This is a genomic window from Alteromonas sp. RW2A1 (genome assembly GCF_001886475.1).
GTDB classification, from domain to species: Bacteria; Pseudomonadota; Gammaproteobacteria; order Enterobacterales; family Alteromonadaceae; genus Alteromonas; species Alteromonas hispanica.
In genome coordinates, this window is record NZ_CP018031.1 from 3,469,601 (window position 1) to 3,485,514 (window position 15,914).

Annotated in this window: 15 protein-coding genes; 3 read left to right on the plus strand and 12 right to left on the minus strand. The window is 43.0% G+C overall.

Annotated elements, in window-relative coordinates; translation table 11 throughout:
* Nucleotides 1–111: 111 nt before the first annotated feature.
* On the plus strand, nucleotides 112–1,527 hold the full coding sequence (gene sthA, locus BM528_RS15350; RefSeq protein WP_071980584.1) for a Si-specific NAD(P)(+) transhydrogenase: 1,416 nt from the start codon (nucleotides 112–114) through the stop codon (nucleotides 1,525–1,527).
* Between the two features lie 53 nt (nucleotides 1,528–1,580).
* Here the strand turns inward: sthA and BM528_RS15355 are convergent, their stop codons facing one another.
* Complete coding sequence (locus tag BM528_RS15355) at nucleotides 1,581–1,886, minus strand: pyridine nucleotide transhydrogenase (protein ID WP_071980585.1); 306 nt, start codon at nucleotides 1,884–1,886, stop codon at nucleotides 1,581–1,583.
* Nucleotides 1,887–1,997: 111 nt separating this feature from the next.
* Here BM528_RS15355 and BM528_RS15360 point away from each other — a divergent pair, with 111 nt between their 5' ends.
* The gene (locus BM528_RS15360) at nucleotides 1,998–2,576 is read left to right on the plus strand and encodes a uracil-DNA glycosylase family protein (RefSeq protein WP_071980586.1); all 579 of its coding nucleotides are present in this window, start codon (nucleotides 1,998–2,000) and stop codon (nucleotides 2,574–2,576) included.
* A 48-nt stretch (nucleotides 2,577–2,624) separates the two neighbouring features.
* Here the strand turns inward: BM528_RS15360 and BM528_RS15365 are convergent, their stop codons facing one another.
* Nucleotides 2,625–4,865, minus strand: coding sequence for a two-component system response regulator (locus BM528_RS15365; protein ID WP_071980587.1), 2,241 nt, complete (start codon nucleotides 4,863–4,865; stop codon nucleotides 2,625–2,627).
* Between the two features lie 224 nt (nucleotides 4,866–5,089).
* On the opposite strand from BM528_RS15365, the gene BM528_RS15370 reads away from it, so the two are divergent.
* Nucleotides 5,090–5,995, plus strand: coding sequence for a TIGR03899 family protein (locus BM528_RS15370; RefSeq protein ID WP_071980588.1), 906 nt, complete (start codon nucleotides 5,090–5,092; stop codon nucleotides 5,993–5,995).
* Between the two features lie 139 nt (nucleotides 5,996–6,134).
* On the opposite strand, the gene BM528_RS15375 is transcribed toward BM528_RS15370, so the two are convergent.
* From BM528_RS15375 to dusA, 10 genes are all read right to left on the minus strand, one after another.
* Nucleotides 6,135–6,881, minus strand: a complete 747-nt coding sequence (locus tag BM528_RS15375; RefSeq protein ID WP_071980589.1) for a phosphoadenylyl-sulfate reductase — start codon at nucleotides 6,879–6,881, stop codon at nucleotides 6,135–6,137.
* On the minus strand, nucleotides 6,874–8,592 hold the full coding sequence (gene cysI / locus BM528_RS15380; protein ID WP_071980590.1) for an assimilatory sulfite reductase (NADPH) hemoprotein subunit: 1,719 nt from the start codon (nucleotides 8,590–8,592) through the stop codon (nucleotides 6,874–6,876). Before cysI ends, BM528_RS15375 begins: the two co-directional genes overlap by 8 nt.
* A complete protein-coding gene (locus tag BM528_RS15385) occupies nucleotides 8,592–10,427 on the minus strand; it encodes an assimilatory sulfite reductase (NADPH) flavoprotein subunit (RefSeq protein WP_071980591.1) in 1,836 nt (611 codons plus the stop codon). The genes cysI and BM528_RS15385 overlap by 1 nt, the downstream gene beginning before the upstream one ends.
* Nucleotides 10,428–10,592: 165 nt before the next feature.
* Nucleotides 10,593–11,348 (minus strand): TIGR04219 family outer membrane beta-barrel protein, encoded by a 756-nt coding sequence (locus BM528_RS15390; RefSeq protein ID WP_071980592.1) that lies wholly within the window; start codon nucleotides 11,346–11,348, stop codon nucleotides 10,593–10,595.
* Between the two features lie 3 nt (nucleotides 11,349–11,351).
* Nucleotides 11,352–12,344: a DUF2333 family protein gene (locus BM528_RS15395; RefSeq protein WP_071980593.1), complete on the minus strand. Its 993-nt coding sequence runs from the start codon at nucleotides 12,342–12,344 to the stop codon at nucleotides 11,352–11,354.
* A gap of 151 nt (nucleotides 12,345–12,495) precedes the next feature.
* Nucleotides 12,496–12,858, minus strand: a complete 363-nt coding sequence (locus BM528_RS15400) for a hypothetical protein (protein ID WP_071980594.1) — start codon at nucleotides 12,856–12,858, stop codon at nucleotides 12,496–12,498.
* Nucleotides 12,858–13,058, minus strand: coding sequence for a PspC domain-containing protein (locus tag BM528_RS15405; protein WP_071980595.1), 201 nt, complete (start codon nucleotides 13,056–13,058; stop codon nucleotides 12,858–12,860). The genes BM528_RS15400 and BM528_RS15405 overlap by 1 nt, the downstream gene beginning before the upstream one ends.
* 95 nt (nucleotides 13,059–13,153) lie before the next feature.
* Entirely contained in the window at nucleotides 13,154–13,822 is a 669-nt protein-coding gene (gene pspA / locus BM528_RS15410) for a phage shock protein PspA (RefSeq protein WP_071980596.1), read from the minus strand.
* Between the two features lie 330 nt (nucleotides 13,823–14,152).
* The gene (locus BM528_RS15415) at nucleotides 14,153–14,440 is read right to left on the minus strand and encodes a hypothetical protein (protein ID WP_071980597.1); all 288 of its coding nucleotides are present in this window, start codon (nucleotides 14,438–14,440) and stop codon (nucleotides 14,153–14,155) included.
* Nucleotides 14,441–14,629: 189 nt separating this feature from the next.
* Nucleotides 14,630–15,652 (minus strand): tRNA dihydrouridine(20/20a) synthase DusA, encoded by a 1,023-nt coding sequence (gene dusA, locus BM528_RS15420; RefSeq protein WP_071981352.1) that lies wholly within the window; start codon nucleotides 15,650–15,652, stop codon nucleotides 14,630–14,632.
* Nucleotides 15,653–15,914: the final 262 nt, after the last annotated feature.

Here is a 15,914-nt window from a genome sequence, read left to right on the forward strand (position 1 = left end):
GTTTTTTTTATTTACTATTTACTACTAGAGTTAAATTTACTGATAGTAGTAAAGTAAAAAAATGCACTATCCTGTCGCTTATATGCGCAATTAAACAAATAGGAATACAACATGGCAGCAAAGCAAAAAGCACCCTCATATCATTACGATGCAATAGTCATAGGCACCGGACCGGGAGGAGAAGGTGTTGCGATGCAGCTCGCCAAAGCGGGCAAGAAGGTTGCCGTTGTTGAGCGTTATGACGCTGTGGGAGGAGGCTGCACACATTGGGGCACAATTCCTTCGAAGGCTCTGCGTCATTCAGTAAGTCGTTTGATAGAGTATAATAGCTCTCCGCTTTTTGCAGACAATCATTTAAGCAGAAGCTTAACCTTCTCGGAAATCATGCGTCACGCAAGCGGCGTAGTAAACAGTCAGACGCGTTTGCGTTCATCATTTTATGATAGAAACCGAGTAACACTTTTTCATGGTGAAGCCAGCTTCATTGATGCTCATACACTTCAGATTGTTCGCGAGGATGGCTCAAAAGACATTGTTACCGCGGGGCAAATTGCATTAGCAACAGGATCTCGTCCCTACACACCAAAAGACATCGATTTTAATCACCCTCGAATTTACAACTCCGATACTATTTTGTCCCTTAAACACGACCCCAAATCCATTATTATCTATGGTGCAGGTGTTATCGGATCGGAATACGCCAGCATATTCCGTGGACTCGGTGTAAAAGTAGACTTAGTTAATATGCGAGACCGGTTGCTGTCTTTTCTCGACACCGAGATTTCTGATGCCTTGAGTTATCACCTTTGGAATAACGGCGTACTTATTCGCCACAATGAAACATATTCGTCAGTGGAAACAACCGATGACTCTGTGATCCTCAATTTAGAGTCTGGAAAACGTATGCGTGCAGACTGCTTGTTGTTTGCAAACGGACGAACGGGTAACACAGACAAATTGAAGCTCGAGAATATTGTTTTACAAGCAGATAGTAGAGGCCAACTTAAGGTTAACGAAAATTATCAAACTGACGTAGAGAATGTGTATGCTGTAGGCGATGTCATTGGCTACCCAAGCTTAGCATCTGCGGCATATAACCAAGGTCGTTTTGCCGCCGAGGCCATGCTAGCGGGCAAAACTCATGCCTCATTGGTGGCCGATATCCCATCAGGCATCTACACCATTCCGGAAATTAGCTCTGTTGGAAAGACCGAACAAGAACTTACTGCAGCAAAAGTACCGTACGAAGTAGGACGCGCCCAATTCAAACACCTGGCAAGAGCACAGATTGCCTCAACTCAAACAGGTAGCTTAAAGATATTGTTTCACCGCGAGACAAAAGAAATTTTAGGGATCCATTGTTTTGGCGAACGTGCATCAGAAATTGTGCATATCGGGCAAGCGATAATGCAGCAAAAGGGTGAAGGGAATACTATTGATTACTTTGTAAACACTACTTTCAACTACCCTACGATGGCAGAAGCTTATCGAGTTGCTGCAATTAATGGACTCAATAGAATTTTCTAGCAGCCAAAAAAAAGCCGGCTTTTTCTGCCGGCTTTTCGCTACTTTTTAAGATTTTAGTTTCTATTTGCAGCTAGCGCATTTAAAGAGTCTTTGTGCGCTACGATATCAATGTGCATTTTCTCTTGGTCAAATGTCATCGTTGCTATCGCGTAATCGCCTTGGCTTTCGCTAGCGATATTTACAAGATCTTGTTGAGCATCACGGAAACGAATGTTGTTGCCAATTTTGTTGGCCATACATTGGTTATTCATTTCGAACGTTTTAGTGTCCATACAATCGAAAAGCTGGCCACTGCCAGAATCCGCATGCGCTATGCCAAATGAAGCTAAAAGGGCTAAACTGAATACTACTTTACGCATGTCTTATCTCCTGTGGTACAGTATTGTACTGTGTTGACATAATACAACATGTATGTTCACTAGTCAATTTCGATCATAGTAATGTTACACTAATATGACAAAGTGCAATATTTGGAGAAAAATTTGACTGAATTTGACAATTTAGTTCACCTCGCAAAAAGCTGTTCTCTTTGTGATAATGCACTCCCTCATCCTACACGCCCTATTTTATCGGTAGCCAAAAATACCAAGATCCTAATCATCAGTCAGGCACCTGGATTAACTGCCCACAATAATTATGTTCCTTTTATCGATCCTAGCGGCAATAGACTGCGCGCTTGGCTTGGTGTAGATAAAGATACATTTTACAAGCCGGAGTTATTTTCCATTATGCCGATGGGCTTTTGCTTTCCAGGCTATAGAAACGGCGCTGATGCACCGCCAATGAAAATATGTGCGCCAACATGGCACAAGCCACTTTTGCAGCACGTAAAACCTATACTGACGTTATTGATTGGACGTTATGCTCAACAATATTACCTCAAGCAATACAAAACACTGACAGAAGCTATTAAAACACCTCATGATGGTTACTTCGTATTACCTCACCCGTCAGGGCGGAACAATAGATGGCTGGCAAAAAACCCATGGTTTGAGAAGGAAACTGTTCCTGCACTTCAAAAAAAGGTAACTGCACTCATTAAGCGTTAATATCTTAATGAAACGATAGCCTCTTAGTGACGAACAATCTTTCTAAGCCTAAGTGTTGTCACTAGGCAACCTAGTGCTTTTCAGTAACTCAACTAGCTGATTAAACGGCATGGGCTTAGCAAAGAAGAAGCCTTGAGCTTCATCACACCCTAGCTTAATCATATAAATAGCCTGCTCTCGTGTTTCAACGCCCTCGGCAATAGTAAGCAACCCGAGTTTATTACCAAGAGTAACTATGGTTTCTGCAAGCACCGCAGACGAGCCTGGCACAATATCTTTCACGAAGGAACGGTCTACTTTCAGCCTGTCTAAGGGTAACTGCTGCAAATAACTCATTGACGAAAAGCCAGTGCCAAAATCGTCAATGGCAATTTTGACCCCGAAATCTCTCAATGCGCGCAGCGCATCAATGACAATTTGGGGCTCATCCATTACCACACTTTCTGTAATTTCAAGCTCAAGTAAGCTAGGGTCGCAATCTGCTTCTAGCAGCGCATTCTTTACCTTGTCGACGAAAAAACGATCCCTAAATTGGGGAATAGAAATATTAACAGCCACACGAAGATGCTCATGCCCTAACTCTCTTAGCTGCTGAAGCCTTCGACAAGACTCTTCGAGCACCCATTCACCGATATCTACTATTAAGCCTGAATATTCTGCCAACGGTACGAACACTGCTGGAGAAATATACCCTCCCTCACCATCTGGCCAACGCAGTAAGCCTTCCATTCCTACTACTTTGTCAGTAAGAAGATCTACTTGCGGCTGAAACCATAGCTCAAGTTTACGCTCTGCGAAATCGCTTCTAAGGCGACGAATCATGGCAAGGCGCCATGTTGTTTGATCCTCGATATCTTTCGCATAATATTCGAAATTGTCGGTGAGATTTTTCTTAGCTCGGTTCAGTGCAATATTAGCCCGCTTCAAAAAATCGACGCCGATATTTCGCTCATTCTCTATTTTGCAAAGGCCTAACGTTACTTTTATTGGAAGAACGTGTTCATCCACCACAAACGATGAATCAAAAATCGCATTGATAACATCTGGGCATACTTCGCTTTCAGGCCCAATGAGCCCAAATACGTCTGCTGCAATTCGGCTTAAGCGGATAGTATTGGGCAAAGACGTTTGCATACGCTCGGCAATAGCTCGCAACACATCATTGCCCACTTCTTGCCCTAGACCGTCATTCACATCAGAAAAGTGATTGACGTCAACCAATGCGACACAACAGTTTTTACTTGCTACACTGGCCGGGTTATCCAGCATGTTGATAAACTGATTGCGGTTAGGCAGACGAGTTAACCAATCTCTGAAGGCTGCATTACGAAGTTCGTGGAAAAGGTTAACATTTTCATATCCAACAGAAATACTAGACAGAAATACTTCAAGTAAGTGTTTATCCAAGTCGTTAATTTCATGAGTTTGACGCATGTAAACTGCAGCCTCAAAACCTGCTCTATTGATATAAAGCACAGAACAAGAGATATCAAAAATATGCTGTTTTAGTCTTAGGCAGCGATGGATGTTCTCTGTCATTTCGTCATTATGAATATCATCGACGGGCTGATTGATAAACTCTGCATATGCGCCCGCAGCCCCGAGCACGTAAATATTTTCATCGTCTAAGTCGAGAAGTGAGCCCGCTCGAGCACATAAAAGCCCCTCAGATTCTAACCCAATTAGTGAACTAATTTGCGTGACTACTCCCTCGCAAAACGCTTTCACTGAGTGCTCTTCAAACAAATTTGCAGATGAAGTAATGATTTTTTCAAGGCCAAGTCGACTTTGGCTTATCGTGATGATTTGCTGGTAAGAACGAATTGAGGAAATAATGGTTGTCAGTAGTTTTGACCTAGTTAACTCTGTTTTTGTTTTGTAGTCGTTAATATCGTAAAGCTTAATAACCTGCTCTTCGGGAGCAAAACCTGGCTGTCCGGTTCTAAGAATAATGCGGGGTTCGTTGAGCCCCATTTTCTCGCGAATGTATTTAACGACATCGAAGCCGGCATCGTCAGTTTCCATCACTACATCAAGGAGGATTATTGCTATGGATTTGCCATATTCATGCAGGCGTTCTTTGGCTTCTTTAGCAGAGTGTGCATGAATAAAGTTTAGCTTACGATCGTTAACTATCAGGTCGGATAGCGCAAGGCGGGTTACTGTATGGATTTCCTCATCGTCGTCGACGATTAGGATATTCCAATCTTTTCCAAGATGTAGTTCTGTGTCTATTGCATCATCATCTAAAAAGATAAGTTCGTCGTTTTCATAATCCGTTGCCGACATAACCACTCATTTCCTCAATACTGATAAAACATAATTGCGCACTAGGCCGCGCTGAACTTCAACATTTTGCCTTTCTTAAATGGCACAAATACTGCTGAAAAAATGCACAGCAAAAGACAAAATGCCTTACTATCATTAGTGTCACGATTACATTGATAATTATTTTGTGCAATGCAATAGTGAATTCCTGTTACCTATTGTTACAAAACACCGATGTGACGTTTATGAAAATCTCTCCACAACATCAGCCCCAAGAGGTAAAAAGAGCATCACCGCCTCTCAATAAAGAGGATGCCGTTAAACCATCGGCTCATGCCAAGGAAGCAGTAAACAAAAGCGCAGACCTTGAAGCGAGCAGACAACGTATGCTCTCATGGTTTTCAAGAGTAGGCATTTCTCCGTCGGCATTGTCTCTAGAGCCAAAAAAACAAGAACACGCTCTAGAACGTCGTAACAAGATACTACAGATACAGAAGGCAAATAATCTTAAATCTATTTTAAATATAGCACTAAATGTCACAATCAACGAACAAACAAGTGACAACCTAGATCCAGATTGGTTTTTTGCTTTCAGCTCATTGGCCGAGGAAATTTATAGTGCGCCAATGCAAGAACTGTGGGGAAAGATTTTTGCCGTCGAGGTATCTCGACCAGGCAGCTTTTCACTAAGAACTCTTCAATTATTGAAATCGTTAACTCATCGCGATGCGCAAACATTTACCAAAGCCGTTAATGTGGCTAGTAAGCGAACTAATGATACTGTTCCAAGAATTTTAGTGGGCTATCACAAAAGGAAAGGCTTACTTTCCATTTTTAAAAAGCCCTTGCCAGAACAAGTTAATCTCGCCACCGTAGGGTTGAGCTACCCAGACTTACTCTCTCTTCAAGAGATGAAATTAATTTATGCCAGTGAAATAGAAAGCGGGGAGTACCAAGAAGGTCAACAAACATCTTGGAGGTGTGTAAACGAAAGCTTTACCTTAACCTGTAAATCATCTGGCGTTGCGCTGGTTTATTATAAATTTACGCCAGTTGGCAGTGAGCTATATAAGCTTGTCGGAAAAAATACGAACACAGCATACATGCAGAAAATGAAAGACGTACTTGCCGGCGTGTTCAGTATTTCGTGACTGCCTTTCTGTTAGCTTGGTAAAAGTTAATAAGCTAGCAAACGAACAGAACAAAGACAGTCATACATTGAAATACTCGCGAAAACGGTTCAGTAAATTAGGGCGTGTTGTTTCTTGCCGTACTGAAGACCAACGCGCCTTATATACCGTCGCCAAATTCGTGCAAACCACACTCTCTTTTAAGACCAAAAAATCTCGTATCTTGCTCATCCATGCCTTCTTGTAACGACTGAGTAGTATGCCAATCTCCAATCGACACATACCCCTGATCCCAAAGGGGATGATAAGAGAGACCGTGCTCTTTTAGATAATAGTGAAGGTCTTTGTTACTCCAATCAATGATAGGGTATAACTTAAACTGCCCGCCCACTCTCTGTAAAACAGGAAGCTTTCCACGAGAATCCGACTGACTGCGACGCAAGCCGGCAAACCATGTGCCTGCATTAAGCTCTTCTAACGCTCGCTGCATGGGTTCAACTTTGTTTAATTTATTGTAAGTTTCGATACCTTCTATGCCCTGCTCCCACAGTCGACCAAAACGAGCTTCCTGCCACGCTGACGAAAGCGCAGCCTGGTAAACATGTAAGTTAAGTTTCAGCTTTTCTACCAATTCATCTATAAATTGATAGGTTTCAGGAAATAGGTACCCGGTGTCTGTCAACACTACCGGGATATCAGGCTTCGCTTGCGTAAGCATATGCAGCATTACCGCAGACTGTGCGCCAAAGCTAGACGACACTATATGGTTGCCTGGCAAATTGTCTAGTGCCCAATCCACCCGCTGTTGTGCTGTCATTTTCTCTAACGATGCATTGATATCAGCAAGCTCATCCTTGCTGATATCATGTGATAATACCTGCTGCTTCGCTGCCGTATTATTAATCATAGAAGTCTCGCGCTGAATCAATGACAGGTTTAACCACGTTGGTGCGAATAACAAAGTCGCCAAACGACTCGCCGTCTTCTCGATCACTCGCCCACTTGCCGAACAAGCTGTCTAATTCAGACATTATCTCTTGCTCGCTTATGTTTTCGCGATACATACGAGGAATGCGTGTTCCCTCGCGGTCTCCACCTAAATGCAAGTTGTACTTACCCGGGCCTTTGCCTACCAGTCCAACTTCAGCAAGCATGGCGCGGCCACAACCGTTCGGGCAACCTGTTACTCTGAAGATGACACTGTCATCAGCAAGGCCGTGCTTAGCTAGTAACCCTTCAAGTTCGGTTACCGCATCTGGCAAATAACGCTCTGCTTCTGCCATCGCTAGCGGGCATGTAGGTAACGAAACACAAGCCATTGAATCAAGACGTTGATTTGAAACAGCCGGCGCTATTAATCCATGCTCTCGGGCTAAAGCTTCTATTTTATCTTTATCATTTGGCGCAACACCGGCAATAATAAGATTTTGATTAGCTGTTAATCTAAAATCGCCATGATGAATTTTGGCAATCTCAGCGCAGCCAGTTTTTAACGTTTTGCCTGGGTAGTCAAGAATTCGACCATTTTCGATAAATACGGTTAAGTGGTACTTTCCGTCAATACCCTCTACCCATCCAAAGCGATCTCCGCGGCCGGTGAACTCAAACGGTTTGCTCGCCTGAAAGGTAACATTAGCGCGCTTTTCTACCTCAGCTTTGAAGTTTTCTACGCCCACGCGCTCAAGAGTGTATTTTGTTTTCGCATTTTTACGATTCACACGGTTACCCCAGTCGCGCTGCACTGTTACTACCGCAGCAGCAACATTTAGCGTATCGGCCAATGAGATAAAACCGAAATCCGTTGCTTTGCGTGGATAGGTACTTTTATCGCCGTGTGTCATGGCAAGTCCGCCGCCAACAAGAACGTTAAAGCCAACTAGTTTGCCGTTTTCTGCAATGGCAACAAAGTTAAGGTCGTTAGCGTGCACATCAACGTCGTTTTGCGGAGGGATAACCACGGTGGTTTTAAACTTACGGGGCAAGTAGTTATCACCTAAAATAGGTTCTACAGGCTTCTCCGTAGTTTCCACTTTTTCACCGTCCAACCAAATCTCGGCATACGCACGGGTTTTTGGAAGTAAGTGCTCGCTTATCTTTTTAGCCCATTCAAACGCTTCTAAGTGCAGTTCCGACTCTACTGGGTTAGAAGTACACAACACGTTTCTGTTTACGTCTCCTGCAGTAGCAATTGAGTCTATTCCCGCTTTATTAAGCATCTGATGCATAGACTTTATCTTTGGCTTTAACACGCCGTGAAACTGAAAAGTTTGGCGGGTTGTTAAACGAATACTGCCGTATAGAGTGTGATCCGTAGCAAATTTGTCTATGGCCAACCATTGGTCCGGAGTTATAACACCACCGGGTAAACGGGCGCGTAACATAACGTTTTGTAGCGGCTCTAGCTTTTGCTTTGCCCGCTCGGCACGAATATCTCTATCGTCTTGCTGATACATGCCGTGAAAACGAATTAGCTGGAAGTTGTCAGCAGTAAAGCCACCAGTGAGATCATCTTTCAAGTCTGTCTCTATGGTTCCACGCAGATTATTGCTTTCACGCTTCAAACGTTCATTGTCGGCCAATTTACCTTCAACTATGAATTGAGAGTTTTCATTACTCATTAGTAGACATCCTTTTGATAACGTTTCGCTTTGCGCAGTTCAACTACATAAGCTTTCGCTTCGGCTTCTGATTTACCGCCGTGCTCTTGTACAATTTTGATAAGTGCATTTTCAACATCTTTGGCCATATGCATGGCATCACCACACACATAAAAGTGGGCGCCTTGCTCTAACCATTCAAACACCTCTTTACCCTGCTCTAGTAAGCGATGCTGAACGTAAATTTTCTCTTCTTGATCCCGAGAGAATGCCAGCGTAATTTTGTCTAGCAAGCCATCTTTTACGTAACCTTGCCACTCAACTTGATATAAGAAGTCTTGAGTAAAGTGTGGGTTTCCAAAGAACAGCCAATTTTTCCCCTCGGCTTCTTGTACATCACGCTCTTGCATGAAGGCTCTGAAAGGCGCAATACCTGTTCCCGGTCCAACCATAATAACCGGCGTGTTGGGATCTGTTGGCAAGCGGAAATTATCGTTATTCTCAACGAAAACGTCTACTTCACCATTTTCTTCCAGGTATTCACACAAATATCCAGACGCACCACCTTGATGACGTTGGCCAAAGGCTTCGTAATCAACATGCGCTACAGTCAAATGTACTTCATCTTCAACATCGGCTTGGCTTGAAGCAATAGAATATAGTCTTGGAGTAAGTGGGCGCAGCGCATCAACAAGCTGTTGCTCAGTAATCGTGCCCACGTGATCTCGCACTATGTCGATGATTTGGCGGTCGGCCATGTAAGTGCGCAGCTTAGCTTTATCTTCCATCAAGGCAGCTAATCCCTCAGAGCCAGTAGCGGCTTGATAGGCTTTGATAAAGTTAGGATAACTAAGCGTTAACTCTAACTTTGAAGTAAGCGCTTCTTTTAACGTCATTGTGCTCTCAGCTACCACCACTTCGGCATCTTCACTTAGCGAGAGTAAAGCAATCAAATCATTAACCAATGACGGCGCGTTCTTAAACCAAACGCCAAGAGCATCGCCAGGCTTGTAAGTGATGCCTGAGTCTTCAAGGCTAATCTCAATATGACGAATATCTTTAATCGAATCTCTGCCTGTGATCTTCTGAGACTCTATTAGAGAGGCTGTGTAAGGTGCTTTTTTTGTATACGTTTGCGCTGGCGCCGCTGTAACTGCTGCGCCTGTTTGCGCCGCTACTGCCGGGGCAGCAGTGCGTGTAAAATCACCTTTCAGTGACTCGATGAGTTTGTCTAGCCATGCTTGCGCTTCAGCTTCATAGTCTACGTCACAATCTAGACGGTCAATAACTGAAGAAGCACCAAGTTTAGACAGACGTTCGTCAAAGTCCTTACCAGTTTGGCAGAAAAACTCATAGCTGCTGTCACCTAAGCTCAACACTGCATACTTAGTGTTAGCCAGCTTTGGCGCTTTTTTACTGCCAACATACTCGTGAAGTTCTACCGCGTCGTCTGGCGCATCGCCCTCACCATGCGTGCTTACAAACACAGCAACGTGCGTTTCATTTTTAAGGTTTCGCGCTTTATAATCAGCCATACTCACTAGTTTACTGTTAAAGCCCGCACCTTCTGCTTTTGCCTGGCACTCGTGCGCTAACGTTTTCGCATTACCGGTTTGCGAACCATATAAAATGGTGAGTGTAGGTATATCGCCAGCAACGGCAGCTTGATCTTGAATCGCAGGTGCTACCGCTCCACCTTGCGCAGCAGCCATTCCGGCTGCGTAACCACTCACCCAAGTGAGCTGGTCACGGTTTAAGCCAGCAATAGCCTGCGTAATGGCATTCCACTGCTGTTCATTTACTACTGCGCCTGGCGCTGAATTTGAAGCTTTTGATGAATTAGAATCTTGTGACATAGTCTTTTAGCCCTTTTTCGATGTCGCTAGGCTAACGGCTTTATTCAAGAAGAGAAAAGAATAAATGAAACTTTTTTATTACTGAATGTGCTTAAAACCCTTGTTGAAATAAAAAAGGCGCAAACAGAGGAACCGTTGCGCCTTAGAGTCAATTTTAAATTTATACTAAAAATGTAGCTCTAGCCCAGCAAATACGCCGTCAAACTCCATATCAGCATAGACATCATCGAGATCTTCAATATCTACAGTGACATTTCTGTAACCTACTTGCACAGTCATATCAATAGCAATACTTTCAATAAATGAATAAGCAACCGCTACTTGATAGTCACTTAGCTCATGATCATCGAATGATAGGTAGCTTCCCTCGGCGTAGGCCGATAGCCCCGTAAAAGGTAATCCTAACTGCAGCTTTGAATAGGCCATAGGCACTACGCCAGAAAAGTCAGCAGAGCCTTGAGTAGCGCTTGCTCTATCATTTACAAACAAAGCGCCATCGATATATTTCGCATTTACACCAAGGTCGAAGCTGACTAAGTCGTTATCAAACAATTCATAATACAAAATAAGATCGGTAGAAGTTAAGTCGATCTCAGTGGTCACTTCACTATTCGCTGTGTACAGCTGTCCGTCAAAAGTAAAGCTTGAATCTAGCGCCGTTACGCCAGAGTTATCTAGCGTAGTGTGGTTTACTTTCACATTAGGTAGAAACGGCACAGGGTGCTCTAATGCGATATAAAACGAAGAATTAGTCTTATCATCAAAATTAAAATCTGCCGTGCTGCTTGAATCAGCGAAGCCTCCGGTAGTATCCGTCTGCCAAGCCTGCGCTCCCACATAAACACCAGCAATGGTATCAGCATGAGAAGCCGCCGATGCGAATGCACATCCAAGAGCGGCGATTAAAAGACCCTTTTTCATTTGTTATCCTTGATTGAGAAGTTCTGATATTTCAATAAGAGCGGCATTGGCGCGAGAAATATAATTGGCCATTACTAATGAATGATTGGCCAACATGCCAAAACCACTTCCGTTTAAAATCATTGGACTGAATACAGATTGCTGAGTAGCTTCCAACTCACGAATAATTTGCTGCATACTAACAAGCGCATTTTTATCTTCCAGCACATCGTAAAACTCTACTTCTGCGGCTTTTAGAAAATGAAGTAAGGCCCATGTCGCACCGCGCGCTTCGTAAAAGTTGTCATCTAGTTTCCACCAACCTGTTTTTACAACACTCTGTCTAGCTACTGGCGAAGATTGACGTGCATTTCTATCGCCCGCTAAGTCAGTGTTGATTCTAGCAGATCCTACACTAGCGCTTAGTCTTTGCGAATAACTTCCTAGGCGTTTTTCAACTTGTTTTAACCATTCACGTAAATTGTCGGCACGAGTGTAAAACTGGCTGTCGCTATTGCGAGTTACTGCAAGCTCTTCTCTATATTGCTTTAAAAGCTCTATACCATCTGAGTAACTCGACTCAGAGGAAGGCAGTGCCCAGCTTTTATGGTCCATATTGAATTTAGGGTGTGCTTTAGTGAGATAAGGATTCTCCATTGACTGCGACTGAGAACGGCTAAAGTCTTTGCGCATAGAAAGTGCGAGATCGCGAACCATCTCAAGGGCACCAAACTCCCATGCGGGCATGTTATCTAACAGAACGCTCGGTGGGATAACGTCATTCGACAAATAGCCACCAGGTTTATCAAGTAAGGTTTCAGACACTTCAATCATAGCAGTTGTCATGGTGTAGCCGGCAATTTCAGTAGGGTTTTCTACTGAAGATGAGGTTTTTAAACGCTCTTTAACATCAAACGTATCTGGCGATAAACTCCAGTACCAGCCAATAAGCCAGAAAAGAACAACAAGCACTACAGCGACAATCGCTATCCGTTTTGCATTAATTGATTGTCTCATATGAACACCAACCTTCCTTTTTATAACAAACAGCTGACCTTAGTCAGCTGTTTGTAATTTATGATATCGAGAAAAACTGCCCCTAATGACAGCATTCCTCTATATGACCACTTTATTGCACTCTAACACAACTTAAATTCAGTTATGATAACTATAACGTATGAGACATGTTTTGTTCATTTTTGTGCTCGTATGATGCAGAGTTGCGTTTTTTCAATGCAAAAATAGCAATTGCGATGACAATGACTGGCCAGAAAGCACTTACGCCTGCCAGCAACAATGCGAACAAGACCGCGCATATCGCGAGTATAACCGTGCCCATAACACTGAGCGCTACAACAAAGCCTACAATAGCAAGTACAACACCCACAATAGAAAATACCGCGATATTTTGCCAGGGGCTGAGAAGCTCATCAGACATTACTAAATGCATGCCAAGAAGGTCCTCTACTACACTGCCGAGACAGTTCATTAGTACAATTGCTATAAATAACGCCAGTAAGAAATTTTTCATTACGGTAGTCTCGGAAGTAGAATAACCGCGGCGAAATAAGCAAGTAATACAATGGCAGGCATAAAAAATAGTGCCACTACTGCGCCACCGCGAACCCACACTGCGTCAATATCAATATAGCGTGCTACGCCTGCGCACACTCCTGATATAACTCCCGAATCTAAGTCTCTGTATAAACGCTTTTGTGATGAAATTTTCATGATGTTCTCCAACAATTTTTAATGGGTGACTAGCTTCGATGTTCACATTGCACGCGCATAGTTGTACTGGTGAGCATACTTATGCGCGTTACACCCTACGCCACTTTGTTTTTCTTTAGTTCTGCCAGTTCTTTTTCAATCGTTTCATTGGCCTCAAGTGCTTCAAATTCTGCAGAAAGCGATGCGGCTTCATTAGATTTAGTAAGGTCGTAGGCATCTACCTGCGCCTCAAGATAGTCAATTCGCTGTTCGTAATTTTCAAAACGCGACATAGCGTCATCAATTTTTGTCTCATGGTTAGCATGCTTCACTTTCAAACGCGTCTCTGCTGCGTGTTTGCGCTGAATAAGTACTTTTTGCTTTGCTTTAGCTTCAGCCATCTTGTCGTTAAGACGCGATGTATCGTGCTGAATTTTTTCGATGCTTTCTGCTAAATGCGCCTCTTGCTCTTGCAATGATGAAAGCTTTGCCACGTACTTTTGTTTTTCAACAAGTGCAGCTTTTGCCAAAGACTCTTTGTCGTTATCCATGGCCAACTGCGCTTTACTCTGCCACCCAGCGATTTCTTTGTTGGCATTATCCATTTGTCTTGCCAACGTTTTTTGTTGCGCTATGTATCGTGCAGCATCAGTGCGAACCTCTACGAGTGTCTCTTCCATCTCTTGAATGATTAGACGAATTATTTTTTCAGGGTCTTCTGCCTTGTCTAACATTGCGTTGATGTTGGCCTGAACAATATCGTTAATTCTTGAAAACATACCCATAATTATCTCTCCACTTGGATTTTTGGTGAGTTACCAGCAATTGACTATCAAGACTGATGTGACGCTGACATCTCACTGTATTGGTTAAACTGTGATTACACTGAAGGTATTACAATAGGCGTGCCAAAAACTTAAATCATTGAATTTCATTGATTTTTCAATTTTCAGCCTGAGAAACCCTGCTTATCAAAGAGAGACAGAACCAAATTTTGGCTTTTTTGACCACAGCAGTGTGAATTTAACTAAAAGAGGTATTGAGCTTTATTTATGTAGAAATCAAAAAAAAGCGCCCGAGGGCGCTTTCTAGAGAGTACGAATTAATCAAAATAATTAGTCGGAATCTTTTTCATTGTTCTTAGGGTCTTTCATTGTCGTAGCTGCAATGTCAGTAACACTAACGCTGGCTTTACTGTTGCTTTGGTTTGCATCTAATGAAAAGTGATAAGCGGTATTGGCAACCGATTGATAGACATCCGCAGTTAGTTCATTAGCGGTCGTTGTTACTGCGCTAGTCACCATATTTTGTAGAAAAGTGTGTAGCACAGATTCTTGTGCGTTTGCTGCACCGCTCATCATGCTTGCTGAAAGTATAGTTGCTGCAATTAGTGAAGTTTTCATAGTGTCCCTCGAAATTTTGTCGGTCCAACAACACAGCGTTGTTGTGATACACAAAGGATTGCGAGAGACGTGCCAAAAGCTTAATAAATTATAAATTATTGATATTAAAGCTTAATTTAAAACTTAAAAATTAAGACATACTTTTTGATGTAGAACAAATATTAAACTTTAGTCAAAGGCGCTAAATGATTAGTCTTTTTGACCATTATATTCTTCTATTTCCCGTTGTGCGCTTTCAACAGCGCTTAATGCGTTCATTAATAAGTCTGGATCCGGTGATTTTCCAGTACCATTCTGACTTAAATAACGGCGCCATATACGACCACCTGCTTGGCCTTGAAATAGACCAAGCATGTGGCGCGCAACATGCCAAGGTTTAAAATACTCTCCCTGCTGCCGCTCTATATATTGCTGCATTTTATGAACAACTTCCTTTCGCGATATCGTATTTACATTATCATCTCCAAAAATTTCTGCGTCTACACGCGCCATGATATAAGGATTTGAATACACCTCGCGGCCAACCATTACGCCATCAACATTCAGCAACTGAGCTTTTGTCTCGTCCAAAGATTTGACGCCACCGTTTATGCTAATAGACAGTTCCGGGTGAGTTTGTTTGATACGATGAACTCTTGGGTAGTTTAGCGGAGGGATCTCACGATTTTCCTTCGGACTTAACCCTTGCAACCAGGCTTTTCTAGCGTGAACAATAAATGTATCGCAACCTGCATCGGCTACAATATCTATAAAGCGGGTAAAATCTTCATCTTCGTCCATGTCATCGATTCCAATACGGCACTTTACCGTAACCGGAATATCGACCTCGGCCTGCATCGCTTTAACGCAAGCAGCTACCACGTCGGGTTGAGCCATTAAACAAGCACCAAAACTGCCATTTTTTACCCTGTCGCTAGGACAACCAACGTTGATATTAACTTCATCATATCCTCGCTCTTGTGACAGCACCGCGCATCTCGCCATATCGGCAGGGTCGCTCCCTCCAAGCTGAACAGCCACAGGGTGCTCTTCAGTATTGAAGCCTAAATAGTCACCCTTCCCATAAATAATGGCGCCAGTCGTTACCATTTCCGTATACAGTAGCGTGTGCTTTGAGAGCAATCGTAAAAAGTAGCGACAATGCCTGTCTGTCCAATCGAGCATTGGAGCGACAGAGAATCTGCGGTCAAGAGCTTGAACAGTTGTATTCAATTTAAGCCTTTGTTTTGTATTGATAATATCTAGTTTCTTGAGTAAATGCCAAGTGCGGTGCACTTAATTTTCTGAATTCGGGTCCCTTTAATTCCTTATTTTCACTCTTTCAGGGTCCAGAAAAAGCCTTTTTGGGGCCCTAAGTTTTTAGGCGCAAAATAAGATGGCGCAGTATAGCATTACAAAGACGACTAGAAAAAACAGATGTACAAGTTATCGAAGTATCATTTAACCCATATGGAAATAACGTAGAGCATTTTCG